This window comes from Paenibacillus sp. FSL W7-1332, from assembly GCF_037969785.1.
Taxonomy (GTDB): domain Bacteria; phylum Bacillota; class Bacilli; order Paenibacillales; family Paenibacillaceae; genus Paenibacillus_AQ.
In genome coordinates, this window is the sequence record NZ_CP150209.1 from 5,491,064 (window position 1) to 5,517,611 (window position 26,548).

The 26,548-nt window shown below is 51.4% G+C and carries 24 protein-coding genes; 8 read left to right on the top strand and 16 right to left on the bottom strand.

Going from position 1 to position 26,548, the window contains the following annotated elements; translation table 11 throughout:
* Positions 1 to 63: 63 nt before the first annotated feature.
* The 3 genes from MKX98_RS24810 to MKX98_RS24820 all read left to right on the top strand — a co-directional run bounded on the left by MKX98_RS24810 (position 64) and on the right by MKX98_RS24820 (position 3,319).
* Positions 64 to 1,413 carry an alpha-L-fucosidase gene (locus MKX98_RS24810; RefSeq protein WP_339218994.1) on the top strand — a complete coding sequence of 450 codons (1,350 nt, stop codon included), beginning with the start codon at positions 64 to 66 and terminating at the stop codon, positions 1,411 to 1,413.
* Positions 1,414 to 1,646: 233 nt separating this feature from the next.
* On the top strand, positions 1,647 to 2,531 hold the full coding sequence (locus MKX98_RS24815) for an ATP-binding cassette domain-containing protein (protein WP_339218995.1): 885 nt from the start codon (positions 1,647 to 1,649) through the stop codon (positions 2,529 to 2,531).
* Positions 2,531 to 3,319 carry an ABC transporter permease gene (locus tag MKX98_RS24820; protein WP_220684268.1) on the top strand — a complete coding sequence of 263 codons (789 nt, stop codon included), beginning with the start codon at positions 2,531 to 2,533 and terminating at the stop codon, positions 3,317 to 3,319. Before MKX98_RS24815 ends, MKX98_RS24820 begins: the two co-directional genes overlap by 1 nt.
* 410 nt (positions 3,320 to 3,729) lie before the next feature.
* Here the strand turns inward: MKX98_RS24820 and MKX98_RS24825 are convergent, their stop codons facing one another.
* The 4 genes from MKX98_RS24825 to MKX98_RS24840 form a co-directional block, all read right to left on the bottom strand.
* Complete coding sequence (locus MKX98_RS24825) at positions 3,730 to 4,530, bottom strand: TetR/AcrR family transcriptional regulator (RefSeq protein WP_220684267.1); 801 nt, start codon at positions 4,528 to 4,530, stop codon at positions 3,730 to 3,732.
* A 143-nt stretch (positions 4,531 to 4,673) separates the two neighbouring features.
* Complete coding sequence (locus tag MKX98_RS24830) at positions 4,674 to 5,024, bottom strand: VOC family protein (protein WP_194544004.1); 351 nt, start codon at positions 5,022 to 5,024, stop codon at positions 4,674 to 4,676.
* A gap of 290 nt (positions 5,025 to 5,314) precedes the next feature.
* Positions 5,315 to 6,052 (bottom strand): SDR family oxidoreductase, encoded by a 738-nt coding sequence (locus tag MKX98_RS24835; protein WP_339218998.1) that lies wholly within the window; start codon positions 6,050 to 6,052, stop codon positions 5,315 to 5,317.
* A 65-nt stretch (positions 6,053 to 6,117) separates the two neighbouring features.
* Positions 6,118 to 6,381, bottom strand: coding sequence for an Atu4866 domain-containing protein (locus MKX98_RS24840; RefSeq protein ID WP_220684264.1), 264 nt, complete (start codon positions 6,379 to 6,381; stop codon positions 6,118 to 6,120).
* A 199-nt stretch (positions 6,382 to 6,580) separates the two neighbouring features.
* Between MKX98_RS24840 and MKX98_RS24845 the strand changes: the two genes are divergently transcribed.
* Positions 6,581 to 7,510: an AraC family transcriptional regulator gene (locus MKX98_RS24845; RefSeq protein ID WP_339219001.1), complete on the top strand. Its 930-nt coding sequence runs from the start codon at positions 6,581 to 6,583 to the stop codon at positions 7,508 to 7,510.
* Between the two features lie 105 nt (positions 7,511 to 7,615).
* On the opposite strand, the gene MKX98_RS24850 is transcribed toward MKX98_RS24845, so the two are convergent.
* From MKX98_RS24850 to MKX98_RS24860, 3 genes are all read right to left on the bottom strand, one after another.
* Complete coding sequence (locus tag MKX98_RS24850; RefSeq protein WP_113060616.1) at positions 7,616 to 8,449, bottom strand: carbohydrate ABC transporter permease; 834 nt, start codon at positions 8,447 to 8,449, stop codon at positions 7,616 to 7,618.
* Between the two features lie 16 nt (positions 8,450 to 8,465).
* A complete protein-coding gene (locus MKX98_RS24855) occupies positions 8,466 to 9,356 on the bottom strand; it encodes a sugar ABC transporter permease (RefSeq protein ID WP_194544008.1) in 891 nt (296 codons plus the stop codon).
* Between the two features lie 101 nt (positions 9,357 to 9,457).
* Positions 9,458 to 10,858, bottom strand: coding sequence for an ABC transporter substrate-binding protein (locus tag MKX98_RS24860; protein WP_220684262.1), 1,401 nt, complete (start codon positions 10,856 to 10,858; stop codon positions 9,458 to 9,460).
* Between the two features lie 323 nt (positions 10,859 to 11,181).
* Here MKX98_RS24860 and MKX98_RS24865 point away from each other — a divergent pair, with 323 nt between their 5' ends.
* The 3 genes from MKX98_RS24865 (at position 11,182) to MKX98_RS24875 (ending at position 13,503) form a co-directional block, all read left to right on the top strand.
* Positions 11,182 to 11,667, top strand: a complete 486-nt coding sequence (locus MKX98_RS24865) for an anthrone oxygenase family protein (RefSeq protein ID WP_339219004.1) — start codon at positions 11,182 to 11,184, stop codon at positions 11,665 to 11,667.
* A 177-nt stretch (positions 11,668 to 11,844) separates the two neighbouring features.
* The gene (locus MKX98_RS24870; protein WP_194544010.1) at positions 11,845 to 12,531 is read left to right on the top strand and encodes a G1 family glutamic endopeptidase; all 687 of its coding nucleotides are present in this window, start codon (positions 11,845 to 11,847) and stop codon (positions 12,529 to 12,531) included.
* An 84-nt stretch (positions 12,532 to 12,615) separates the two neighbouring features.
* A complete protein-coding gene (locus MKX98_RS24875; RefSeq protein ID WP_339219006.1) occupies positions 12,616 to 13,503 on the top strand; it encodes a DUF2268 domain-containing putative Zn-dependent protease in 888 nt (295 codons plus the stop codon).
* A 72-nt stretch (positions 13,504 to 13,575) separates the two neighbouring features.
* Here the strand turns inward: MKX98_RS24875 and MKX98_RS24880 are convergent, their stop codons facing one another.
* Complete coding sequence (locus MKX98_RS24880) at positions 13,576 to 14,802, bottom strand: amidohydrolase (protein ID WP_194544012.1); 1,227 nt, start codon at positions 14,800 to 14,802, stop codon at positions 13,576 to 13,578.
* 32 nt (positions 14,803 to 14,834) lie between these two features.
* Complete coding sequence (locus MKX98_RS24885; protein WP_194544910.1) at positions 14,835 to 15,440, bottom strand: ankyrin repeat domain-containing protein; 606 nt, start codon at positions 15,438 to 15,440, stop codon at positions 14,835 to 14,837.
* A gap of 206 nt (positions 15,441 to 15,646) precedes the next feature.
* Here MKX98_RS24885 and MKX98_RS24890 point away from each other — a divergent pair, with 206 nt between their 5' ends.
* Complete coding sequence (locus MKX98_RS24890) at positions 15,647 to 16,516, top strand: LysR family transcriptional regulator (RefSeq protein WP_339219009.1); 870 nt, start codon at positions 15,647 to 15,649, stop codon at positions 16,514 to 16,516.
* 91 nt (positions 16,517 to 16,607) lie between these two features.
* Here MKX98_RS24890 and MKX98_RS24895 read toward each other — a convergent pair whose 3' ends face one another.
* The 7 genes from MKX98_RS24895 to MKX98_RS24925 all read right to left on the bottom strand — a co-directional run bounded on the left by MKX98_RS24895 (position 16,608) and on the right by MKX98_RS24925 (position 26,375).
* Positions 16,608 to 18,458, bottom strand: coding sequence for an ABC transporter ATP-binding protein (locus MKX98_RS24895; protein ID WP_194544014.1), 1,851 nt, complete (start codon positions 18,456 to 18,458; stop codon positions 16,608 to 16,610).
* Positions 18,442 to 20,217, bottom strand: a complete 1,776-nt coding sequence (locus MKX98_RS24900) for an ABC transporter ATP-binding protein (protein ID WP_339219011.1) — start codon at positions 20,215 to 20,217, stop codon at positions 18,442 to 18,444. The genes MKX98_RS24895 and MKX98_RS24900 overlap by 17 nt, the downstream gene beginning before the upstream one ends.
* Positions 20,218 to 20,495: 278 nt before the next feature.
* Positions 20,496 to 22,553, bottom strand: a complete 2,058-nt coding sequence (locus tag MKX98_RS24905) for a UvrD-helicase domain-containing protein (RefSeq protein WP_339219013.1) — start codon at positions 22,551 to 22,553, stop codon at positions 20,496 to 20,498.
* 203 nt (positions 22,554 to 22,756) lie between these two features.
* Positions 22,757 to 23,590 carry an ABC transporter permease gene (locus tag MKX98_RS24910; RefSeq protein WP_194544017.1) on the bottom strand — a complete coding sequence of 278 codons (834 nt, stop codon included), beginning with the start codon at positions 23,588 to 23,590 and terminating at the stop codon, positions 22,757 to 22,759.
* A complete protein-coding gene (locus tag MKX98_RS24915; protein WP_194544018.1) occupies positions 23,587 to 24,537 on the bottom strand; it encodes an ATP-binding cassette domain-containing protein in 951 nt (316 codons plus the stop codon). Before MKX98_RS24915 ends, MKX98_RS24910 begins: the two co-directional genes overlap by 4 nt.
* 60 nt (positions 24,538 to 24,597) lie before the next feature.
* On the bottom strand, positions 24,598 to 25,416 hold the full coding sequence (locus MKX98_RS24920) for an NAD(P)H-binding protein (protein WP_339219015.1): 819 nt from the start codon (positions 25,414 to 25,416) through the stop codon (positions 24,598 to 24,600).
* Positions 25,417 to 25,484: 68 nt separating this feature from the next.
* On the bottom strand, positions 25,485 to 26,375 hold the full coding sequence (locus tag MKX98_RS24925) for a YafY family protein (protein ID WP_339219017.1): 891 nt from the start codon (positions 26,373 to 26,375) through the stop codon (positions 25,485 to 25,487).
* Positions 26,376 to 26,548 lie beyond the last annotated feature (173 nt).

The window sequence follows — 26,548 nt, forward strand, 5'->3', positions numbered from 1 at the left end:
TCATACTAACACATTCTTGTTAAAATCAAACTCGACAATTCCAAGAATCGGAGGTTTGAATCCATGACAACGACTACCACTCCAACCAATCAAGTCATCCACGATCGAAACCAGCGCGTGCAATGGTTCCAGAACGACCGTTTCGGCATGTTCATCCACTGGGGGCTCTACTCCATTCCGGCTAGAGGCGAATGGCTCCGAAGCACGGAACAGATGAGCATCGAAGACTACCAGACCTATTTCGATGAATTTGATCCCGTTGACTATAATCCTCGGGAGTGGGCCAGAGCGGCCAAGAAAGCTGGCATGAAATATGCGGTGCTGACGGCCAAGCACCACGACGGATTCTGTTTGTTCGACAGCAAGCTGACCGAATATAAATCAACGAATACCAAAGCCGGGCGGGACCTCGTGCAGGAGTTTCTGGAAGCATTCCGTGAAGAAGGCCTTAAAGTCGGACTCTACTTTTCGCTGATTGACTGGTACCATGAGGACTATCCGGCCTATGGAGACCGCATTCACCCGATGCGGGCGAACGAAGCCTTTAAGCGCGATCCGAAAAACTTCGACCGATACCTGGATTACATGCATGGGCAGGTGCGGGAGTTGCTGACAGGCTACGGCAAACTCGATATCATGTGGTTTGACTTCTCTTATGATAACATGCGCGGCGAGGTGTGGCGCGCTACCGAGCTGATGAAGATGATCCGCGAACTCCAGCCGCATATTCTTATCGATAACCGGCTTGAAGGCAGCGGCGAGAGCGGGGGCAGCATCTACACTACCGATCCTTCCGTTTACAGCGGAGATTTCGCTTCGCCTGAACAGATCATTCCGCCGAACGGCGTCGTGGATCAGACAGGTGCCCCGATCCCATGGGAAGCCTGCATCACGTTGAATAACAACTGGGGCTATGCAGCCGCTGACCGCAATTACAAATCGGCAACCACGATCATCCGCAAGCTGGTGGAATGCGTCAGCAAGAACGGCAACATGCTGCTGAACGTCGGACCAGACGCGAGAGGCGTCATTCCTAAGGAGAGCCTCGACGTGCTGGAGGAAATCGGTGACTGGATGAGCAAGAACGGCGACAGTATCTATGGCTGCGCGGCCGCCGATTATCCGAAACCGGATTGGGGGCGGTATACCCAAAAAGGCAATAAGCTGTATGCCCACGTTTTTGAGGAGTCCATCGGACCGATCAATCTCATAGGTATGGCCGACAAGGTGAAGAAGGCCCGTCTGCTGGCTGACGGATACGAATTGTTCCTCAGCCGCCCATGGAGCGCAGCGGAATTCACCGAGGACGCATTTGTGAATTTCGCGCGACCTGAACACTTCACGTATCCGCTTCCCGACAAGCGCAATACCGTCATTGAACTCGAGCTTCATGACGAATCGGATCGTTCATAGCGCCAAGCCGGCCTATACCCTGGCTTACATTCCTGAATAGAGCCTGACACGATGTTTTGTTACATCGTGCCAGGTTCTTTTTTTATACCCAGAAGCTCCATCATCCCTGTAATCTCACGCAGCGTCTATACTTAAAAAAACATATTGCAAGTCAACTGTTTATACAATATACTAATTATCAATTAAACTGTTTATTATATATACAATTTATAATTTAAGGAGATGAACCTAACATGAGTAACTATGCTGTTGAGATTCGTCAATTGCGTAAAAGCTTTGGACATCAAACCGTCCTGGACGGGATCAACCTGAACGTGCCGGCAGGAAGCGTATTTGCCCTTCTCGGTCCCAATGGCGCCGGCAAAACCACCTTAATCAACATTCTATCGACCTTGGTGACACCCGATGCAGGCAGTGTGCGGATCAACGGATATGATCTCGAAGAGGGCAAGCAGGATGTCCAGAAGTCCATTAGTCTGACCGGCCAGTTTGCTGCCGTCGACGAAGTATTGACCGCGGAAGAGAATCTGCGGATGATATGCAGGCTGTCGGGTTTATCCGCAGCGGAAGCACGCCTGCGAACCGCCGAACTGCTCGAACAATTCGATCTCGCAGCTGCTGCAGCCAAGCGCGTGAAGACGTATTCGGGCGGAATGAAAAGACGGCTTGATCTTGCGATCAGCCTTGCCGTGCCGCGTCCCGTTCTGTTTCTGGATGAACCGACCACGGGACTGGATACACGCAGCCGCCGTACCCTGTGGGATATCATCCTGCAATTGAAGAGTCAGGGCATCACCATACTGCTGACCACGCAGTATTTGGAAGAAGCCGATCAGCTTGCGGACCGGATTGCGGTCCTGGATAGTGGACGAATCGTTGCTGAGGGGAGCCCGGCTGAGCTGAAGACCCAGGTCGGAGGTGAAATGCTGGAGCTCCGCAACGTACACGACGAGGTGATTCACAGGATTCCGACAAACGGCAGCATTAGGGATGTCGCGCAGACGCTTCAAGAGTTGACTTGCCTGCTTCCTAGCGAGACGCGTGTAAGTCTTCACAGACCAAATATGGATGATGTATTCCTGTCGCTAACCGACAAGAAATTGGAGGAAATCGTATAATGAGAGCAACAGCTTCGAACTCAAAAACAGCGTCTTTAGCGGTCACCCAAACCATCTTTATCGGTCGCAGCTTACGTCACAGCATCCGAAACGCGGAAGCGATGATAACGGCGATGGTGCTGCCGATCATGTTGATGCTGCTGTTCACCTATGTGTTTGGCGGCGCCCTCGATCCCAGCGGACAGTATGTTAACTACGTGGTTCCAGGGATCATCCTGCTATGCGCCGGCTTCGGATCGTCCAGCACGGCCGTCGATATCTCCCAGGATATGACCAATGGCATCATTGACCGCTTCCGCACCATGCCCATTCAAAGCATCAGTGTCATTACAGGACATGTGGTAGCCAGCCTTGCCCGAAACATGCTGGCGACATTCGTCGTTATCGCTGTAGCTCTGCTCGTCGGATTCAGACCTTCGGCCGGACTTCTGGACTGGATTCTCGCCATCGGCTTGATCGCGCTGTTCATCTTTGCCTTCACTTGGCTCTATGCCGCCATCGGCCTCGTTGCAGGCAGTCCGGCAGCGGCCGGCAGCTATGGATTCGCCCTACTATTCCTCCCCTACCTCTCCAGTGCCTTCGTTCCTACCGAGACGATGCCGACTTGGCTGCAAGGCATCGCAAGTTACCAGCCGATCACCCCGGTCATCGAGTCCATTCGCGGGTTGCTGACGGGTGGATCTGTCCAGGATCACATCGGCTGGGCAATAGGATGGTGTCTGTTCATCCTTGTCGCCTCTATGGTATGGGGCATGTGGACCTTTAAGCGAAAAGCTGGTCGACGTTAAATATGCTTTAAGCGCGGTAACCATTCAAGCATGCCCCGGACCACACACCGCATAGAGGGAGCAGTACTCACAATATAGTATTGCGTTTTTAAGAGCCACATACGGGACTTCGTCCTCCTTCCAGCGGCGGTCATGTCCGTCCGGAAACGATATTTACCAAACTAGATCATGGTCCCCCGGATCAGGCTTTATGAATTAGCAAAAAACCGATCCTCATACGAGGATCGGTTTTTTTACTCAGCTGCGGCACACTTTTTCTGCATGCTCTTACAGCATACTCATACAGCGTACTCTTATTGTGTATACTCTTACAGCATACTCTTACTGTGTACTTTCTTAATGCACTTTCTTTCTGTCTGTACTCTCTTACTCCACAATCTTACAACCACGACCTGTAACTTTGACGAATATCATGACTTGTCCGACTGTCCAGGCTGTGTCTTGGCCCGAAGATAATGATCAATGCCGTCCAAGATGCGTTCCAACCCGAAATCAATGTCGTTGCCAATCGGGTTCTCTTCCTGATTCTCTTCCGTGTAGACTCCCGACATCACAACCGGATGCAGGAATGGAAACCGATCCGGCGTTACAAGTTGTTTCAGCGCGGCCGTATAATCGAGTCCGCTAAATTGTTCCGGGGTGGATCCTGCCTGCAGGGCGCGGTCCATGTCCCGCTGCATCATGCCGCTTGATCTTGAATAATTGCTTAACAGGAGAATCAAAGACATCCGCTCATAATCATTCAACGGCATGTCCTTCATGAAGCGCAGGCCCCAGTCGATAAATCGCAGATTGTTTGGCGTAAGGGGGATACCCGCAATCGGTATGTCGCCGAACCAGGGATGGTCACGGAATACCTGCATCGTCGATTTGACGTAGATTCGCATATTCTCGCGCCAATCTGCGGAATCTTCCGGTGGAATGGGAATATCGCACACGGCGTCCTGCATCAGAAGCAGCAGGTCATCCTTGCTGGTAATATACCGGTACAGGGACATGGCAGTAAAACCCAAAGCGGATGCGATCCGATTCATGGAGACCGCCTGAAGCCCTTCTTTATCAGCGATGTCGATGGCCGTCTGCACAATCTGCGTCAGGCTCATCTCCCGTTTCGGTCCCCGCTGCGGCGGCTTTACCAATCCCCAGCTCAGAGCCGCCCCTCCGGGAAGCCTGGATCCAATATCCGGATCTATATTCTCATCTTTTGACATGATTTGTGTATCCTTTCTGCATCCTGGCTTCTGATATCGATAATTGTTTATATTATAAACAGTATATCATATGCGTTGATTCTTATGTACAGAGTAGAATATGAGCATACTTGCTAGGATACCAAACTTGACGCACCGTGCACTCATACATGTGACAATATGTTGACCAGCTTGCCGAATGGATCGCGGACAAAAAAGCGCCGTACTCCCCAAGGCTCATCAACGGGTCCATATTCAATGGAAAAGCCTGCTCGCCTCATCTCTTCCAGCACAGCCTCTATCTCATCCACTTCGATTGACAGATCCGGGACGGGCGTGCCGCCGCCTCCCTCGGAAGCAAAGCTGATCTGTATGCTCATCCTCTCCTGCGAGCCATAAGTGGCAATCCAGCCATGATCCATTAACATATCCAGACCCAGCACATCTTGATAAAACGTCTTGGCTGCGGCGACATCCTTCGTTACGACATTCGCGACAATGCGTTTAACTCCCAACTTGTCTCCTCCATTCATTCATTCATTCATTCATTCATTCATTCATGCTAAAGAAAGTCATTGCATCCATGCTGTACGCGCCCTTATGTAAAATACATAACTAAAGTATAACAAATCCTTCCAACAAAAAAAGCTGTTGAGGTTTACTCAACAGCTGATTTCCTTAGCCCTTTGATGCAGTGGTCCCTCCATGCAGAAGCCCAAGGCCTGCGCTCAAACTTATGCTTACTCGATACTATGAACCAAGCGCTCCCAAAGAGGGTTGCTATCGTCATGGATGTATCCTTAAGTTAAGCGGAACTTGCGGTCGGCCTGATGATGATTTCATTCACATCGACTTCAGGCGGCTGCTCGATAGCATATACAATCGCTTGCGCAATCGAAGTCGCCGGAATGGATATTCTTCGATATTCCTTCATGACCTGTCTGGCCGTATCATCGGAGATACTGTCGGCCAGCTCCGACTCCGTTACCCCCGGCGATATTTGCGTGACCCGTATACCGCTTCCGACCTCCTGCCGCAGGCCCTCCGAGATTGCCCGAACCGCATGCTTGGTCGCACAATAAACGGCTGCGGTTGGCGATACTTCGTATGCCCCGATGGAAGCAATATTAATAAATTGACCAAAGCCCTGCTTCTGCATCACCGGCAGCCCTGCCGCAATGCCATGGAGGACGCCGCGGATGTTCACATCGATCATCCGGTTCCATTCGTCCACCTTCAAGGCCTCCAAGGGTGACAGAGGCATGACGCCAGCATTGTTGAGCATGACATCCAGCCTACCGAATCGGCTCACCGCCAAGTCAATGAAAGATTCCATTTGATCGAGATGAGCCACATTCAGCGATTGGTAAACAGCTGATCCGCCTTCCCGATTCAATGCGGAAGCAAGCTTCTCCAGCCTGTCCGTCCTTCTCGCCCCAAGAACCACATGAGCACCGTGATGTGCCAGCAGCCGGGCTGCCGCTTCACCGATCCCGCTGCTTGCGCCTGTAATGGCCACGACTTTTCCTTTAACGTTAGACATACAATTCTCCTCCTGATACCTGTTCTGTACTTCTAAGCCAAACCGTTCTCTTCTATCTCGCACGTTTAGTTTTCCCGAACCAATACCATCCCTGCATGATAGAGAACGCCGTCCCGAAAATCGCCGTCAGCCGTGAATCCGGTATCATCCACATATTCGATGTGATCGCCTTGAATGAAATAGCGTCCTTGATAAGCGCTTTTCCGCCGGCCCCGTGCTTCATCATAACGACCGTTTGGCAGCAATTCGTGGCGAATGTATCCGTCCTTGGTCACCCACATGCCTATATAGGGATGCTGAACCTCATTCCCATTAAGAGCTGGATCCATTCCAATTCCTCCTCATTACTCTTATCTGATCCTCTTGAGTTTCATGCATAACCGTCCTGCCTTCAACCATCGAGGATACTCTAATTATGCCTTCATGGAGTATTTATCCGGTAGCCGAATCCACCACGATTCTTGCCTATTCCTGCAAACCTGATTAAGATTAAATCAAATACCATCGGAGGAGGCTCGCCGAACCGGGATGTTAGATCATGGAGGAAGCAATCTGCAGAATGAACTTGCAGGATACATCGAAAAATATACGGGTACGGACGGTACCCATACTACGCCTATACCCAATCTATCTTTAATACGGGCAACCGACGGGACGGAATTGATCCACACCATTCACGAGCCCGCACTTTGCATCGTAGCTCAAGGCAGAAAACTAATCATGCTGGCACAAGAAAGCTATTTTTATGACTCGAACAGTTATCTTGTCGTCTCGCTGCAATTGCCCATATCCGGCCAAGTGATTCAGGCATCACCGGAGCGGCCCTACCTGTGCCTTAGACTGGATTTGGACCGACATCTGATCTTCGACCTCATTCCATCCTGCCAAGAGGCTCTTCCTAAGAAAACCGACTCCACAAAAGCCCTCTTTGTCAGCTCGATGAATCAGGCACTCCTGGATGCTGTCGTCCGCCTCGTGCGCCTTCTGGATACGCCGGAGGATATTTCCGTCCTTGCTCCCCTGGTCACGAAGGAAATTGTTTATCGAATCCTTCAAGAGGAACAAGGCCAATCCCTGAAACAATTTGCCGTCAGCGGCAGTCATGCGCAGCGAATCGCGGCAGCGGCCCAGTTGATTGAGCGGGATTATAATCAGCCCCTTCACATCGCTGATCTGTCCGCTGCCGTCAATATGAGTCCTTCTTCGCTTCATCATCACTTTAAGGAAATCACCGCCATGAGCCCGCTGCAATATCAAAAACAAATCCGATTGCAAGAGGCGCGCCGACTTATGCTCTCGGAAACATCCGCAGCTGCGGATGCCGCCTTTCAGGTCGGCTATGAAAGTCCCACTCAGTTCAACAGGGAATATGCCCGCATGTTCGGTTTGCCTCCGATCCGGGATATCAAGCGTCTGCGCGAGTCATTGGACCTCGGCCCTAGGCAGGGCCATGCTTAATTTGACCAGACAGCTCAAGGGAACGATTTCGCCAAACACAAAAAAAACGGCATGGCTGCCGTTTTTCTATTTTGAGCATCCCATGCCCTTCATTCTGTTTTTTCCCTATCCCTTCGTTCCGCCTTGCAGCCCGAAGCCCTTGGACATGAACTGCTGGGAGAGAATATACATGATGATCGCCGGAATGGCGTACAGCACCGAGAAAGCGGCCAGGCTGCCGTAATCGACCATGCCATACTGCCCGAAGAACTGATAGAGCTTCAAGGAAGCCGGGAACTTCTCCGGCGACTGCAGCAGGATATATGGAACGAAGAAATTGCCCCAGCTGCCCGAGAAGGTAAATATCGCGACCGTACAAATACCCGGAACCATCAGCGGCGCCACCACCTTGCGCATTCCCGTAAACACCGAAGCGCCGTCCACCCAGGCGGCTTCCTCCAGATCGCTCGGCACGGAATCCATGAAATTCTTCATCATCCATATCCCGTACGGCATGGACGATGCTACATAAAACAAGATGACGCCAAAAATATTGTCATACAGCTTGAGCCCCAGGAACAGCTGGTACACAGGCACCATTACGGCCGTAATCGGGAGCGATGTCATAAACAGAATGGTCAGCATAAAGGGCTTTTTATATTTCATCTGATATCGGGATAGCGGATAAGCTGCGAGCAGCGCCAGAAGAACAACCAATACGGCTTGGCCAAGCGACATCACAAGACCAATCAGATATGCGCGCTGGTTCTCGCTGCTGGTCATCACCTCTACGTAGTTTGCACCGGTAACCCTGCTGGGCATCTTCAGCGATTGCATCGCATTCGGATCGACGGAAGCCACGAGCACCCAGAGCAGCGGCAGCACAAAGCAAATACCGATCCCCGTTAGGATCGCGTACGGCAGAATTCGATAGATTAATTTACGTTGTTTGGCATTCATATGATCTCACCTCTGGTTACTCTTTCATCGACCTGATATACAGCAGGCTTAACACAATCCCGATCAGCAGCAGCAGCAGCGAAATGGCGGTTCCATAGCCTAATTGATAGTTCACAAATGCCTGATTGTACATGAAGATCGGCAGGGTCGTCGTCGAATTGCCCGGACCGCCCCCGGTCATCGCATAGATGAGTCCGAACACCCCAAGCGTCTGCAGCGTAACCAGCATCATGTTGGTTGTAATGGTGCTTTTAATGTAGGGAATAATGATGTGCGTGAAGATTTTCCACTTGGAGGCTCCATCCACCACCGCCGCTTCCTCAATTTCGTTAGGCACATCATCCAGCGCTGCTTGAAATACCAGCATCGAGAAGGCGGTGCCGTGCCAGATGTTCGCAAGAATGATGGTCAGCATCGGGACGGTAAACAGCCAGGTCACTTCCGAAAATCCAAAAAAAGTGATGATCGCATTCAGCGTGCCTTCATCCCCGAAGAAACTGTACAAGCAAAGAGCACATACAATCTCGGGCGTCACCCATCCTGCAAGCACAATCGTTCCAATCACTCGCCGAAACGTTTTGTTTCTCTGCTTCATCAGCAGCGCGATCAAAAATCCCAGCACCTGCTGCCCGATCACAGCCGAGCCGATGAGGAAAACCAGCGTGTTCCATATACTGATCCGAACCGTGGGGTCCTGGAACATCCGGGTATAGTTGTCAAGGCCGATAAACTTAAGCTCCCTCGCCGCTTCGCCGGTTAACGCCAGGTTGGTGAAGGAATAGAAGAACGTTAACAGAATGGGATATATAAAAAACACGAGCATAATCGCGATTGAAGGAAGCAAAAAAAAGAGCCAGGTATACGTTTTTCTTCGTTTCGGGTAAACGTCTACGGACAGACTGCTCATGGTTCGTTCTCCTTTTCGTGCAGATGATCTGAAACACCGCTTGCCCAAGCCTCCGCGATACATGGAGCGCTTGAGCAAGCCGGTTCTGTACGTATAGCCGATTATTTCTCCAAGATATGATCCGCTCCGACAATGCGGGTGACGTCCTGCGCATATTTATTCATGGCATCTGCAGGCGATGTTCCCGTTGCTACGGATTCCACCATGGTCTGAATCTGCGTCGACACTTCCGGATACTTCTCCTGGGCCGGTCTAAACTCTGCGTTCTGCAGGTATTCGGTCGCGATTTCGTTAAACGGCATTTTCGTATATTCCGGATCCTTGGCAACATCGGCACGGACCGTGATATTCCCTGAGGACATGACAAGCTTCTGCGTATTTTCCTTGTTTAGCGCATACTTGATAAATTCCCAAGCCTCGTCTTTGTTCTTGGAGTTGCTTGGAATCGACAGCGCCCACCCTCCGGCTAGCGTAATCGATCCAGGGTCCTGCCCTTGGCTGGTCGGCATCGGCGCGAAGCCGAGAACATCTTTGTATTCAGGCCATGGCGCCGCGCCTGATTCCATATAGTTACCTGTGATCCAGGATCCATCCAGGGAAATCGCCAGCTTGCCTTGCGGCAGGTATTCGCGGGAAGCCGTGTTGCCTGCCTGACCATTCAATACTTTGGAGAGCGGGGGGCCAAGCTTCTCTTTATTGACCGTCTCCACAAAAGTCAGCGCGTCCAGAATGCCCTGGCTTTTCGTAATCCATTTGCCGCTGGCATCGTCATACAGCCTTTCTCCAGTTCCGTAGAGCAGCATTTCATAGGTTTGCATGGAGGTAGCTTCGCCTGTAGCCTTGCCCATGTTCATCCAGATCGGCACAACGTCAGGCGCCTTCTCCTTGATCGTACGCGCAGCGCTTAAGACCTCCTCCCAGTTCTTAGGCTGCCAATCCTCCGGAAGACCTGCCTGTTTGAAAATGTCCTTGTTGTACCAGAGGCCCCTGGAATCCGTATTGTACGGTACGCCATAAACCTTGCCATCGCTGGCAGTAACCCCCTTCTTCATCGCTTCGATGAAGGAACCGTTGCCCCAGTCTTCCCATCCCGCCAATTTATCGTCAAGCGGTTCGAGATAACCTGCGCTTGCATCAGAATTCAGGATAAAGGTATCCTCTGTCACGATATCCGGCGCCGTATCTTTTGACTTGAGCGCCAAGGCCACCTTGGCAAAATAATCGCCTTCCGAGGCCTGAATCGGTGTCGGCTTAATCTCTACGCTTTTGTCAGGGTAGCTGGCCGAAACTTCCTTGAGCCATTTATAGAACGCTCCGTTCTCGCCGATCCCGTCATCCCGAAACGTTACAGTAATGATTTTCTTGGCCGTCTCTCCATCCTTTCCTTGCTCCGGATCGCCGGTATCGGCCGGCGCTCCCTTCCCCCCGGTACAACCGAATAACAAAGAAACGCTTAATAAAGCCGTCGTTACTAGCCAAAAACCCCTCTTGCCTGACTTCATACTACTCCCTCCTTTTGGCTGCAGCACATTTGATATATTATCCAAATTCTGTATACGCTTACGAGAGCGTATATATAACTCTATTTTGAAAATAGTGGGGATATTCTGAACTTTTTTTCTCATAACGCGCGGCGTAATGAACTAATTACCAAAAATAGAAAATATTAATAGATCATTCAGAGTCTATTGATTGATTATAATGTTCTGCATATTTAAGTCTTTACTTTTGCTGGAAATCCAATTATATTTGTATGTACAAACAATTATATGAATATACTGGAACCATACCAGTAATAACCTATGACATTGGAGGTTTACTATCCATGAGTGACCGCTTAATTTTTTTGTTGGCTTTATTCTCGGTAACCGGATCGGGACTCATAGCCGGGCTGTTCTTCGCTTTCTCGTCTTTTATAATGACAGCGCTAGCCCGAATTCCCAATGAACAGGGGATGCATGCCATGCAGTCCATCAATGCAACCATTCTCAATCCTTTGTTCGGCACATTGTTTACAGGCACTGCGTTAACCAGTATCGTGCTTGCGGTCGTATCCATCATGCGCTGGGGGGAACCCGGCTCGTTGTATTTGCTTGCCGCCAGCCTGCTCTATTTAGCGGGATTCATCGTAACGATGGCGTTCAACGTCCCGCTAAACGACGCACTGGCCGCTGTTGACCCAGGAAGCAGTGCCGGAGGCGAGGTATGGAACAACTACCTGAGACGCTGGCTGCCCTGGAATCATGTGCGAACCATCACTTCTTTAGGGGCGATGATCCTGTTTGTTTTTGCCTTACGGCATCTCCCTTAAGACGGGATCACGGGAATGGGGCGGCTATAATCCATCGCTCTTAAATGCCCGCATATCCCTGCGCTGCTCTCTTCATTGGTGAACCACATCTTATCTAAACTTTCTAACAGAAAACCCATACCAACTCTACCAATTCTTCATTAGATATACTATCAATCTAGTAAAGGCGGTGGAGATATGGGGATTCTCACGATAGATAAGTGGAATCACACTTGCCAACTTGACACTTCAGCCAAGCCGCGTCGTAACATCGGATGGATTTCAAGCAATTGGAGCGGATACAGCCTCAAAGGAAAAAAAGGTGCTTACAAACAGATCTCCGCCAAATGGAATGTGCCGTTTGTTCGTCCAAGCCGTGCGGCGACCTATTCCTCAGCATGGATTGGAATTGACGGCTTCGGCAATAGCAATCTGATACAGACCGGAACAGGTCATGAATTCATAGACGGCAAGGCTTACTATTATGCATGGTGGGAGATCCTCCCGGCCTCGGTTACGATCATTCCGCTGCCGATTCTGCCGGGTGACCGGATGCATGCCAGCATCAGCAAGCGCAGCGGTTCGAACTGGTTGATCTGCCTTCGAAACGTAACCCGAAATTGGGCATTTCGGACATTACAACGATACAATGGTCCGCAGACCTCGGCGGAATGGATCGTTGAAGCGCCACAGGTCAATGGGGCTCTTGCAACAATGGCACGATTATCTCCTGTCGTCTTCTCCTGCTGCCGGGTCAATGGGAAAAGTCCAAAGCTGACTGCCGATAACGGGGGCATCATGCTCCAGAATTTAAAGGTTACCTCCATTCCTTCTAATCCGAACCATGCAGGGGACGGTTTCATTGTCAAAAGCGTTCGTCAATAAGGGGCTTGACCTTCACGCAGCGCAAAGGATTATCCTCAACATTATACGAAGCAGCTATTGCTTCGATAAGAGGAGGATATCAGTATGCAATTGATCGCCATCGATACACTAAACCATCAACAACAAGCTCTGGAATCTGAGCCTGAGCTGCGGATCACCGCATTTGAGCAGCTCGTGAATAAGCCGCTTCAGCCGTTTATGGACACGATACGCAAGCGTATGCCTCAAGGACAGGACGATTACGATATGACGCAGCTGCTGGGATTATTTCGCCCGGCCGATCATCCGGAGGAGGCGCTCCAAGCTTTGTCTCGCTTAGAACAAGCGAGTTCCTGGAGCCGATGCAAGGAAGCCGTGATGAAGGCACATGCCGCATTAAAGCCGCAAGCTCACGGCATTGAGCTGGGAGATTTGCTCTTCACTCTCGCGCTGGGTGACCGTGAACGCTTCACTCCCCATCCCGGATACACAGGCTCAGGGGGAACACCGGGACAAATCATGGTGGTTGTGTGGCCGAACGATTATAACCTGCCAAGGCTGGCCGCCATTACGGCACATGAATTCCATCATAACGTGAGGCTCTCTTATGAGCCATGGAGTGCCGAGACAACGGTCGCTCAATACCTAGTGCTGGAAGGACTCGCTGAAGCTTTTGCCGCCGAAATGTACGGCGAGGATCACTTGGGACCCTGGGTTCATGCCCTGAACGAAGATCAGCACAGCGAGCTTCTGCCACGTTATAGGGAAGCTCTGCAGGTAACCGGATTCAATGAGATACGAGGTTACATGTTCGGGGATTTGGAAGGGGATCTTTACGGCTTTACGAAAATGGGCATTCCACCCTATGCGGGGTATTCCATCGGCTACCGGATCGTAACCGATTATTTAAGACAGAGCGGTAAATCCGCGGTCGAGGCGACTTATATTCCCTGGAGGGAAATCATTGCGAATTCCCTTATTTTTAGGGAATAACAACCCAAAGCCCATAACCAATAACAGCCGCTGCACGCCGGAAAACTCCGGCAAGCAGCGGCTGTTTTTTTATCATGATTCGTAAACCGGTTTTCCCTTGAACAGGACGGCCCGGCGGCGTGACCGCCTGGCAACGGCTTCGGCGGAACAGCTGGCTTCTACGATCACCGCGTCCGCCGCATCCCCGACGTTGGGCCAGGCATAACGGCCGTCCTGGTCTAACGGCGTCACCCCTCCCGTAATAAACCCGAGAGCCTGTCCGAGCGAACGCTCATCGTACATATGGAAGCGTTCGGCCAGCGTGCCCGCTTTGTCCAGATTATCCCCTTTGCCGAACGGGGACCAATGGTCCATAATGCTGTCTTGCCCAAGCGAGATGTCTACGCCGCGGCGGTGCAGCTGCGGAATCGGAATGGTTCGGCCAAGCGGTACGGAAGAAGTGAGCGAAATGCCCAGATCCGCCAACCGAATCGCCACCTCATCCACTTCGCTTGGTGAGACGTCCGCGAAAGCCAGCGCATGGCTGAGCGTAACCCTCCCGTTCCAACCCGCCTCTTCCGTAAGGTCAGCTACCCGCTTAAAGGTATTCAGCCCTACATGCGACGACTCATGCAGGTGCAGGTCAATGCCGGCGTTGGCTTCAACGGCGAGCTCCATCACGGTGTTCAGTGATTTTTCCATATTTTCATCCACCGTTGTGGGATCCAAACCACCAACAAGCGCTGCTCCGTTCCGGAGCGCATCCCTGACCAGAGAGACGGACTGGCTGCGAAGCAAGCCGTGCTGAGGAAATGCTACAATCTCGACAAAAGCTTTTTCCCTGTATCCTTCAACCGCCTGCAAGGTGGCCTCTAAATTTCTCAAGCCGACAACAGGATCCACATTGCAATGGGAGCGGATATGGGTAGACCCGTAGCGCAGCAGCAGATCCAGCAGTCCCTCCGCTCTTTCCTTGGCAGTAGGCAGCAGCTCCGGAAGCAGCCTCTCCTCCTCCTCGATTCGGCTGAAGATTCCGTGAGCCGGACGGCTCGGTGCCTTCCATGGGCCCCCATAATAGGTTTTGTCCAGGTGGATATGCATATCTCTAAATGATGGGAGCATTAGATCCCCCTGCATATCCCGTGTCGGCAGTAACGTATCCGGCAAAGCATCCGCAGGGCGGATCTCTGAGAAAGCCCCATTTTCTATTTTCACATGAAAGAGTCCCGTTTCGGTTCCGATCATAACATCATCCTCGTAGCGGTAACCTGTTTCCAGACGGACATTCAGCAGCCAATATGCAGTGCTCTGTTCGTTCATAGCGTTCATCCCCTTCTCGCTTATACCTGCCTCTATTTGCCTTGCCCTTCGTTTACAGCGTCCAATAAGATGCGCTCGATCTCTAGATATCCCCGTTCCCTGGCATGCTGCAGAGGAGTTACGCCATTCCCGTCGGGAATCCGGGCATCCGCCCCATGATCCAGCAGCAGCTTCACGATGCGCTGATATTTCTCACTGCCGTCACCGAGAATGACCGCCTCCAGCAGTGCGGTCCAGTTCAAATTATTTATATGGTTCACATCGACGTCGGTCCGGGTCAGCAGCTCCTGAACAATCTCCACATGTCCGCGGTCAGAGGCCGGAATGAGAGCCGTCCCGCCATAACGGTTCGTCAACGTCACATCGGCATCGGCTTCGATCGCGAGCCGCAAAATTTCCATCATTCCTTCTGCACCGGCATACAAAAATACGTTATTCCGTTGGTGATCCCGAATATTGATATCGGCGCCTGCCTGAATCAAAGCCTCTACCGTTCCGACATGATTGTGATAGGTCGCAGCCATCACGGCAGTTCTTCCCTGCTCATCCGTCGCATTGATGTCTGCGCCGGATTGAAGAAGCTGTCGTACTTGCTCCGTATTGCCTTGCTCGGCATATTCAATGAGTTCACGATTCATATTCTGCACCTCTTCTTTCTCCGGATTGGATTGACAGGCCGACAGGAAAAGGATCAATAGAATCGCTGATAAACGCAGCACTCGATGCTCCCTCCTCTTTCTATCGTGTATATTGGTATGCTAACATGAGACACAACCATATGAAAAATACTTAAAAAATTGAATTCACTAAGGTTTTTCATATACAAGGAGGATGGTTTCAACCTATGGACATCAGACAGCTCCGGTATTTTATTGCCATCGTGGAGGAAGGTACGATCTCGCTTGCCGCCAACCGGCTTCATATATCCCAGCCGCCTCTCAGTCAGCAGCTGAAAGCGATGGAGGAAGAGCTCGGGTCCGTCTTGGTATATCGCCGAGGAAAGCGGCTCGAAATCACCGAATCGGGTAAAGCGCTGTACAAATATGCGCTCCAAGTAACCCAGCTTATGGAAGAGGCCAAAGCCGAGGTTAAAGAGGTCGGAAACGGCGATAAGGGCACGCTGAGTCTTGGTATCAATACTTTATCCTCGGTAGAGCTGCCGTCATGGCTGCATGAGTTCAAGGCAAGATATCCCCAAGTCTCGTACAAAATTCAGCAGAACGAGTCGTATCAGCTCTGTGAACTCGTAAGAAACCGGTCGCTCGAACTAGCGATCGTCCGCCTGCCGCTCGAATTGGATGATTTCTCGATCCTTCATCTGCAGACGGAGCCCTTTTATATGCTCACCTCTGAGGCATCCACCGAACAGGAGACAACCCTCTCTCATATTGCGCAGTATCCGCTCATTCTGCCAAGCACGGAAGGATTGGGCGTATATTATACGATCCAGATGGCTTTCTCGGAACAGAAAATCCAGCCGAACATTGCAGCCGAATGCTCCGACATTTCGCTGCTGCTGCGCTTGGTCGCTTCAGGTTTTGGCGTGGCGATCGTTCCCGAAACGCTGGTCAAGCAGCACTTGCCAACATCTGTTCATGCCTTCAAAATCAAGGACACTCCGGCAGCGGCTTCCACAGCCTTGATCTGGCTGAGGGATCATCACGTCTCCAGTACGGCTCTGAACTTCATTGACTTGTTGACAAGTGCCCTATAACTGCTTGCTTACTGCTTCTATAATCTGCCGCTCATACAAAAAGAGGACAGAGCTAATGCAAGCTCTGTCCTCCGGCAAGAAATTAATGCAATTATCTTGTACGATACAATGAACCGGCAGCCTCGTGCTCCTGCTTCTGTCCTTGGGAGTGAAGATACAGCTCTTCATAATACCCATGGGAGTTCAGCAGTTCCTGATGCGTTCCTTGCTCTACGATCCGGCCTTTGCTCATGACCAAAATCCGGTCCGCCCCCATGATCGTAGATAGGCGATGGGCAATGACAAGGGTCGTTCGCCCCTCGGCCACAAGTTGAAGGGCGTTCTGAATCAGCTGCTCCGTATGCGAATCCAGATTGGCGGTCGCTTCGTCTAGAATGAGAATCTTGGGCTGGAACACAATGATTCGGGCGAAGGAGATCAGCTGCCGTTCGCCGGCGGACAAGCCGCTGCCCCGCTCCGACAACCGGGTGTCATAGCCTTCCCTCATCCTCATGATGATCGAATCCGCACCGATAAAGCGGCAAGCCTCGATCACCCGTTCCCTCGAGATGGTCTCGTCGAACAGCCGTACATTATCCAGCACCGTCCCGGAGTAGAGATACGGCTCCTGCTGAACAAGGCCTACCATCCGGTGCAGATCGGACTGTGCCAGCTCCCTGATGTCGATTCCATCAATTCGAATGCTTCCTTCATTTACATCATAGAAACGGCACAGGAGACTGATAAGCGAGCTTTTTCCCGCGCCGGTGGTACCGACAATCCCGATCATCTCTCCAGGGTTGATATGGAGATCCAGGTCCTGAATGACCGGTGCCCCGCCTTCGTAACCGAACGTGATCCGATCAAATTCAACGCGTCCCTCGACACTTGCTTTCTCGATGGCCACCGGCTTGCGTTGATCCGTAACCTCAGGCTGAATCGCCAGGAGACCCCATATCCGGTTAATCGCCACCGTTGCCGATTGCAGCGTGTTCCACTGCTGGGTGATCGTGTTGATCGGCTGAAAGAATAAACGGATATACGTTATGAAGGCATACAGCACGCCGAACTCCAGCGTCGTTCCCAGTACGGCTTGTCCGCCGAGCCACGTCACGAACGCAATCGCCAAGTTGTTCAATATTTCGTAGGAGCGGTTAAACAGCACATTCGTCCGGATCTCCCGAATGTTCGCTTTGAAGTAAGAGTCGTTCCGTTCCTCGAACTGCTTCTCCTGCTCCTTCTGCTGATGGAACACTTGGATCAGATTCATCCCCGATAGATTCTCGGCCACAAAGGCCACCAGCCGGGATAACCGCGTTCTGGCCATCTGATAGGTGTGGCGCATATAACGCCGGAACGCAATGGCAATCCCCGCAATGATCGGCAGCAGGATCAAGCAGTATAAGGTCAGCGTGACATCCAGCTGGAACATCAAGACCAGAATGAAGATCAAGGTGAAGCCGTCGCGGAACAGGCTGAGCAGCACCTGGTTAAAAAACTGATTGATCGCTTCGGTATCACTGGACACATGCGTAATCAAGCTGCCGCTCGGCACTTTATCGAAATATGACATCGACAGCTTGGATATATGGGCAAACAGCCGTTTGCGAATGCTCGCTACAATGCTCTGCCCCGCCTTCTGCAGCAAATTATTTTGCAAATAGGTAAAAACCATGCTGAGCAGCGATAACAAAAAATAGATAGCGCATATGAGCATCAGGCCCCGAAAATCGTTCTTGCCGACCATCAGATTATCATCGATTGCGATTTTCATCAGATACGGCTGCAGCAGCTCTGCCGAGATGGCAATCAAGGTGCAGCCGATAAACCCGGCAAAAATCAGTCGGTATTCCTTCATATAACCCGATAGAGCACGGAATGTGGAAATATACTTGGGCTTGGACTGAGGGGCATTCAGATCCGCCTTCTGGTCCAGCTGCCAATTGTTAATGGCCTGTGCCATGAAACTTCATCCCCTCTTCCTGAATGTCATGCAGCGTCCGGTACAGTCCGTCCTTCGACAGCAGTTCTTCATGCGTACCCCGCTGAACCATCTCTCCCTGATCCAGGACGATAATCTCATCGGCATGTTTCAATGCACTGATCCGGTGGGCAATAATGATCGTAGTCCTCCCAGCGCGGATATCCCGAACCGTCTCCATGATTTCCGTCTCCGTCACCGCGTCGACGGCGCTTACGCTATCATCCAGAATGAGGATAGGTGCATTCTTGATTATTCCCCGTGCAAGGCTGGTCCGCTGCCGCTGTCCTCCGGACAGGGTAATGCCGCGCTCCCCAAGGCGGGTCTCGAACTTGTCCGGAAACTCCACGATGTTGTCGTAGACCCGTGCTTTTCGCGCCGCTTCCTCGACGACAGCCGGCTCCGTGTCCCGTTTATAGAAGGCAATATTCTCGCGGATGGTCGAGCTGAACAGGAAGCCGTCCTGGGGAACATAGGCGATCCCTTCGCGCAGGCTTTTTAATGTAAGCTTCCGAATATCCACACCCCCGATCAGCACTTTCCCCGGAGGCGGGTCGAAGGTACGCAGCAGCAGCTTCATAAGCGTAGTCTTGCCGCTTCCCGTGCGGCCAATGATGCCCAGCGTCGATCCGGGCGGAACATCCAATTGAATGCCCCGCAGAACCTGTCTGGCCCCCTCCTCTTGACCATCCGCACCCTCGTAAGAGAAGGATAAATCACGCACTTCAATGCCCGGGTTCTCCTGATTCAGCTCCTTGGCGCCAGGCAGTTCCTTAATGTCGGCCTGCTTGCCAAGCAGGTCGTTTAATCGGTCAAGCGAAGCCCTCGCGCGCTGAACGACATTAATGACATTGCCGATCTGCTGCAGCGGATTCATCAGCATGCGAATGTAAAGCGTCAATGCGACAAAGTTTCCGACCGTAATCCGTCCCAGAATGGTCAGGTAACCGCCGAATAAGAGGGCGATAATGAGTGAGGTAGCGCCCAGAAACGGAATGATCGATTGAAAAAGCGATGATACGCGTACCAGCCGCAGCTGCTTGTCCCGGATGCGGTCCACCGTCGTCCCAAAACGCCGCTTCATCGTGTCTTCCACCGCGAACTTCTTGGTGACACGGATCCCGCCAAACTGCTCCTCCGCGGATTCCGTCATCACACCCAGCGCTTCCTGTACCTGCAACGATCTTCTTCTGATAATCGGTCCGAGCCAAACGACAATGACCGGAATCAGCAGCAAAGGCGCGATGCTCGCAGCCACCAGATACAGCGGTACGTTCGTGATCAGCAGCATGACGATTGTGGAGACCAGCAGGATGGAGGAGTTTGCCGTCTGATTGATCCCCATCGAGATCGCTTCCCTTACCGTCGTCACGTCATTCATGAAATAACTTAGCAGCTTGCCAACGCCATTCTTGGAATAAAATCGCTCACTGAGCCCCGTAAAATGGACAAACAATCGGCGGCGGTTCATAAATTCGAAATACCGCCCCGTGTACATCACCAGAAACTGACCGATCCCGCCGATGACGGCGAACCCGACACCGATACCCAGCAGCGTCCAGCTGTACTGCACGATACCGTCGACAGACAATAAACCATCCTTCAGTTCATCCGTAAAATTGCCCAGTACCCTTGGGAAGTTCACATGGATGATGTTAGCAACCAGATGACAGCAAACCGACAATACATAAAACGGCCACGTCTTCCTGAAAAAGTCTCCAAGTATTCGATGAGAGTCCAATGTCCCATATCACTTCCTGTCCCGTTATTGGATTGATTAGCCCGTTACGTTCCTCCTTCCATACGTTTGCTGTGATACTCCCATATTAATAGGTTCTAGAAATAAATCAGTCCTCCTTCCCGAACGGCCATATGATTTATACAAATTCAGACATACTGAGTAACAGGAGCCGATATCATTTCAATCCAATCATCCAAAGAAAAAAGCCGCAACCATTCGTCGCGACTTTTTTAAAAGGTGGTCCTATGGATGGCGCTATCCTGATTTTCGGCTCACGCTCACACCGCCAACCATGGTGCCGGCTCGCCCGAATAGGTCAGCGAAAGCTTATGCATGGCCCGGGTACAAGCAATATAGAGTAAGCTTCGATCCATCTCGGAACGATAGTTTTCGGCGTCCGCAAAAGGAACTAAAACCTGATCGAATTCCAGACCCTTGGCCATATGGGCGAAGGTGATCGTAATTCCCTCCTCAAAGCGTTCACTGCTAAAGTCGAGCAGATTCACGCTGCCCTGAAGCCCCCTGATGGACTCATACACCTGCCGGGCCTGCGAAGACGTTTTGCATATGATCCCCATCGTCTGCATCCCGGAATCTAAAAAGTGACGGCTAAGCTCTTGAATGAACTCCAGCTCCTCCCGGGCGTCACGACACCGGATCACCTGCGGCTCTTCTCCATGCCGCTCCACGGGAATCATGGTGCTGCCCGGATGAATTCGCTTCGCGAGTCCCATAATTTCCAGCGTGGAACGATAGCTTTTTAACAGCTCTATTGTATCGGCATGCGGAAATACGCTCTTGATATCATCCAGTGATGTGGACGTATATACGTTGACCGACTGGTTGCTGTCCCCAAGTATCGTTTTTTTGCACGAAAACCATTTCGATAGCACGACGTATTGAATCGGTGTATAATCCTGCATTTCATCGACCAGCAGATGCTTCACCATATCGTATGACGCGTTTCCTTCCAAATGCATTTTGAGATACAGCAGCGGAAAAACGTCCGCATACTCAATCGTTTTTCTTCCGTTCATGACAAACATGTCCGGTTTGTTCCTATATGAGAAAAATTCCTTGTACATGCTGAGCGCATTTTGAAATTTGAACATGTTCTTGATCGCGGTTTTGACTTTTTTGGCTTCTGCCGCAGTCAGTCTGTCTCCATCCTCTGTACGAACCCGGCCTGACAGGATGGAAGCCGTCTTCTCCAATCGCTGCCTGATCGGCGTGATCATGGTGCCAAGATAACAGTCCCTGATCTCCGAAGCCGAAATACATACGTCTTTCAGCTGAATATCCGCAGCCAGGAAAAAATGCTCCTCGGCATGTATCATATAAGCCTCCAGCTCATGTACGAAGTGCATGCTGGCCTTATACCGGATCCGTTCAATGGCCTGTTCGTCATCGGCGCTCACGATTTCGTTCACCTGTTCGAAGAAGGTCTGAAACTGACATAATCCCCCCAGCTCTTTGGCAGCAAGCTCCTCCATCGTAACCTCCATGATTTTCTCTTCGCCAAGCTCTGGCAGAACGTTGGATATATAATCAGAAAACACTTTATGGGGAGATATAATGAGCACGTTGCTGGAAGTCAACGTCTCCTTATGGCGGTACAACAGAAAAGCTACCCTGTGCAGAGCCACGGAGGTTTTGCCTGAACCTGCCGCCCCCTGTATGATCAGCACATTCGCGGTTTCGTTTCGTATGATGGCATTTTGCTCCTGCTGGATGGTAGCCACAATATTCTTCATCTTCTCGTCCGACGTGCTGCTGAGCTCCTTCTGCAGCACGTCGTCATTGATGTTCATGGAGCTCTCAATCATATATTCCATTTGACCGTCTTTGATTTTGTACTGCCTTTTGACGGTAATTTCGCCTTGCATCCTGCCCATGGGGGCTTCATACGACGCAGGACCGACATTGTAATCATAAAACAAGCTTGCTACCGGCGAGCGCCAATCATAAATGAGATGCTCCTGACTCTCCGGGTTCGTGAAGGAATGGATGCCAATATAGTAGGCACCTTCTTCTTCCGGTTCATTCGATCGGAAATCCACCCTGCCAAAATACGGCGACGTGAGTAGCTTGCGCATCTTCTGCAGCCTGGCAGCCGTCTTCTCACCCGTATCAATGGACAAGGAAATATCAACCCGGTTGGCTGCCCGTTCCGCCGCATCCAATTGGGCCATGTTGACCCACAGGTACTTCTTGGCTTCAATGATATCCCTGTAAGAATCAGACACCTTCCCCTCTAATTCCTTCGATGCCCGATGAAGCTCCTTTACTACAAACTCTAGATATTCCCGCTCTGCGCTTTCGCTTGGATTCAGCATTAGGAACCTCCCCCTCTTTGCTAAAGAATAGCTTTAAGTATAGGGGTTTCCCGAAAAAAATATAGACTTATACTTTCCGTTGTAGTATTGTGTATTTATCGTGGGTCCAAAAACACCTAAACGATTTACATCAACCATAATGTCATGACATAGATAAAAAACCAGGCTGCATGCTCATGCAAGCCTGGTTTTTTTCATGCCTCTTACCGCTCGTTTTTGGTTTGGTACAGATACAGCGTAAGTGGAACGAAAATAGCGATAATCACTACGCAGACCCCGATTCCTGTCATGATCACAGGCATGGTTGACGTGCCGTTCATCAGTCCCCTGACCGTGGCTGCCGCCATGCTGATCGGATTCAGGTCGATGAGAATGCCCGTCCATTTCGGCATCGTCGACGAATCCACCAGAATGTTGCTGGCGAACAGCAGCGGGTATATCGCGATCATGCTCGACCCCGATACCGTCTCCGGCCGTTTGGCCACGACGCCGATCAGCGCAAATATCCAGCTGACACCGAATGCAAAGAACAGGATGAAGGCAATGGCAAGTGCCATTTGGATGACGCTGCCCTCGGGTCGGAAGCCCAGCGCAAGCCCCGTGCCCAGGGCTACGATTACGCCGATTGTATAGCGCACACCATCCGTCAGGATGGAGCCAAGCACCGAGGCCGGCTGCCAAAAGGGCAGCGTTCGAAATCGATTATATACCCCTTTGGTAATATCCGAGCATATCGTGGTTCCGCTATACACCGTCATAGGCACGACCGTCAGGATCAGAATGCCGGGCAATAGGAATTGAATATAAGCCCCGGTTGACCCGGCCATAGCGCCGCCGAACAAGTAACTAAATATAAACAGCAGCAGAACCGGCGACAGAACCGCGTCCATCACCAGACCAAACCCGTTGTGCTTCGTATGCTGCCAAGTTCTCCACATAAAGATTCGGATCGCCGTCAGGGCATGGGGAGGATCGGTATCGGCTTGGCGAACAGGCAGCACGCCGTCCTTATTCGCTGTATGATGGCTTACACTCATGGCGTGCCTCCCTTCGACTTCGCGCGGGTCAGTGACAGAAAGACCTCATCCAGACTCGGTTCGCTTAAGGCGAAATATTCAATAGCGAACCCGTTCTTCATCAGTGTATGAAGGGCCTGATTCGCAGCACTTGCATCCTTCACCGGAATTTTATGTACCAAGGGATGATCGTCCTGCAATAAGGTCAACGCGTGTTCCTCATTTAACAAAGTACCCAGCTTGTGCTGGTCGGCCGGTTCGTTGAATTGAATGGTTAACGTTCTGTTGCCAACGGAAGCCTTCAATTGCCGGGGCGTCCCTTCCGCAATCAGGCTCCCCTTATCCATCACGGCAATCCGGTCCGCCAACTGATCGGCTTCTTCCAGATATTGCGTCGTCAGCAGCACGGTGGTGCCCCGTTTCAAAAGCGACCTTACAACCTCCCACACTTGAATGCGGCTTTGCGGATCGAGGCCCGTTGTCGGCTCATCCAGAAAAATAACGTCGGGTTTCGTAACGATACTGGCGGCAATATCCAGCCGCCTCCGCATCCCGCCAGAGTAATGCAACAGCGCGCGGTCCTTTGCTTCGCTGAGTCCAAAGGATTCGATCAGCTCCTCGCTTACGGATCGAGCCGATTTCGCCGAATAACCGTAAAGCCTTGAAACCAACATTAAATTCTGAAGACCGGAGAGTCCCTCATCCAGTGCTGCAAACTGGCCTGTCAGGCTGATCTTTCTTCGAACGTGCCGGGCATTGCTTGCGACATCATACCCGGCCACGCATGCGAATCCCCCATCCGGCTTAACCAGGGTGGATAACATATGAATGGTGGTTGTTTTTCCGGCGCCGTTCGGACCCAACAAGGCAAACAGCTCTCCTTGCTCCACTCGCAGATCCATTCCTTGAACGACCCCAATGCCGTTATAAGATTTGCGAAGCTCTTTCGTTTCAATGGCGTAAGGCAAGTTTCACAACTCCTCCTCTTCCTATACAAATCGACCTCTAGATTGCCATGCTGCTTGCCCTTAAAAATCGTCCTTATGATCACGGACCCAATCAGCAAGCGTGGCTGCCGGCCGCCCTGTGACCTGCGCTACCGTCGGTAATACCGTATAACCGATCTCGGGCGGATTTTTTCCCATTTGCACAAAAAATTCAATCGACTCCTCGTCATAGCCTTGCTCTCTCCATTTCGCTCTCGCCTGTTCCTCGGTCAGTTCCACAAAGCGGATGTCCCTGCCTGTTACCTCGCTTATAATCCGAACCGCTTCGAATCGCGAGAGGGCTTCCGGTCCCGTAAGGAAATATTCTTGTCCATGGTGACCTTCCTCAAGAAGTGCGGCGACGGCAACGCGAGCGATATCGGCTTCGTGGATTCTCGCACTCAGCGCATGGCCGAACGGCTCACGAACGACTCCTTCGTGGCGGATCGATTCCTGCCAATCCACCAGAATATTCGCCATAAACTCGCATGGCTTGAGCAAAGTCCACTCCATTCCGCTGTCTCGAAGTGCAGCTTCCACAGGCCCTTCTTCATAGCCCACCAATACCGTTACCCGCTGTATGCCAGCCTTCTCGGCAAGCTCAATAATCCGCGGATCCGTCTGCAGGGTCCCGTATGCCTCATCACTGGAAATGATCAAATGCATGGCCCTCACGCCTTGCATGGCGGGGATCAGGCTATCCGGGTCATTGAGATTCCCGGCTACCACCTGTACACCCTCCGGCAGATTCGCTTGCTGCGGATTGCGTGATATCGCCCTCACTTCTATGCCTCGCTGCACAAGCTGCTGCACGATATGTTTTCCAACGGTTCCTGTAGCTCCTGTTACCAAAACGGTCATATGAAACTTCCTCCTCGAGTTTTAATCTAACGGTTCATATTCATTCATTGTTCATTGTTCATGGTCCATCATTCATAACGTTTACGGATTTCCTCCAGCTCCTGCAGCAGTTCGTCCTTCAATTCCGGCGGAGAGATGATCTCCACCTTTGCACCGTAGCTTAAAATCACCGAGATGGCATAGGCTTTGGTATAGAACACCGTTCGGACATCTAGGAATCCCTCCCCGGAGATGAAAGCCTCCGGAAATTGCTCGGTCACCCTCGGTCCGGCGGATGAATCGAAACGGAGATGAGCCTGTATGCCCTGCACCGCCTCCTGATCCTCCCGCACCAGGTTTCCTCTTGGGATGAACGTGTCGGTGGATATTTCAAGACTGGATATGCGCGATACTCTGAAGATTCGTTTCCCCTGTTTTAACAAGCAGTAGGCCTCCAAATACCACACGCCTTGTTCCCAGTACAGCTGCAGCGGCTCCACTTGCCGCTCCGAGCGGCTGCCGGATGTACTCGTATAGTGAAGGGTCATCAGGTTCGAGCGTTCAATGGCATTTAGAATGGGTCGTACCCATGCCCGCTCATGCTCCGACGTGCTCATATCGAATAGAATTTGTTCATGACATCCTCCGTTCAACAGGGCAGGCTGCAGGGTTCCAAGCTTATTCAGGATGGAAGTGTATCTCCCCTTCACAGTCCCTTCGACGCCCTTCAAAAGATTGTAGATCGCCAAAAAATCGTCAACGGAGAAGTGCTGCCTCGTCAGATAGAACCCGTTCATCAATTCAAAGCCGCCATCCGCACCGGGATAGGAAGCAACCGGAATGCCAGCCTGATTAATGAGGTCTACATCGCGGTAGATCGTACGAACCGAGACTTCATACCGGGCGGCAAGCGCCGTGGCCGTCACTCTTTGTTTGGTCAACAATTCCATCGTAATGCCTAGCAGCCGGTCGAGTTTCATCGGTAACACTCCTCGCGTCTCGTAGTTTTTGACTTCTGAATCGAATGATAAAGCATGAATCCTGACATCTAGTATGTCAGGATTACATATCGTTCCTGATGGAATGGGATTATTTTTTAGGAAAAGAGTAGATGAGGTGGGATAACAAAAAAAAGCTCCGTATCACGGAGCTT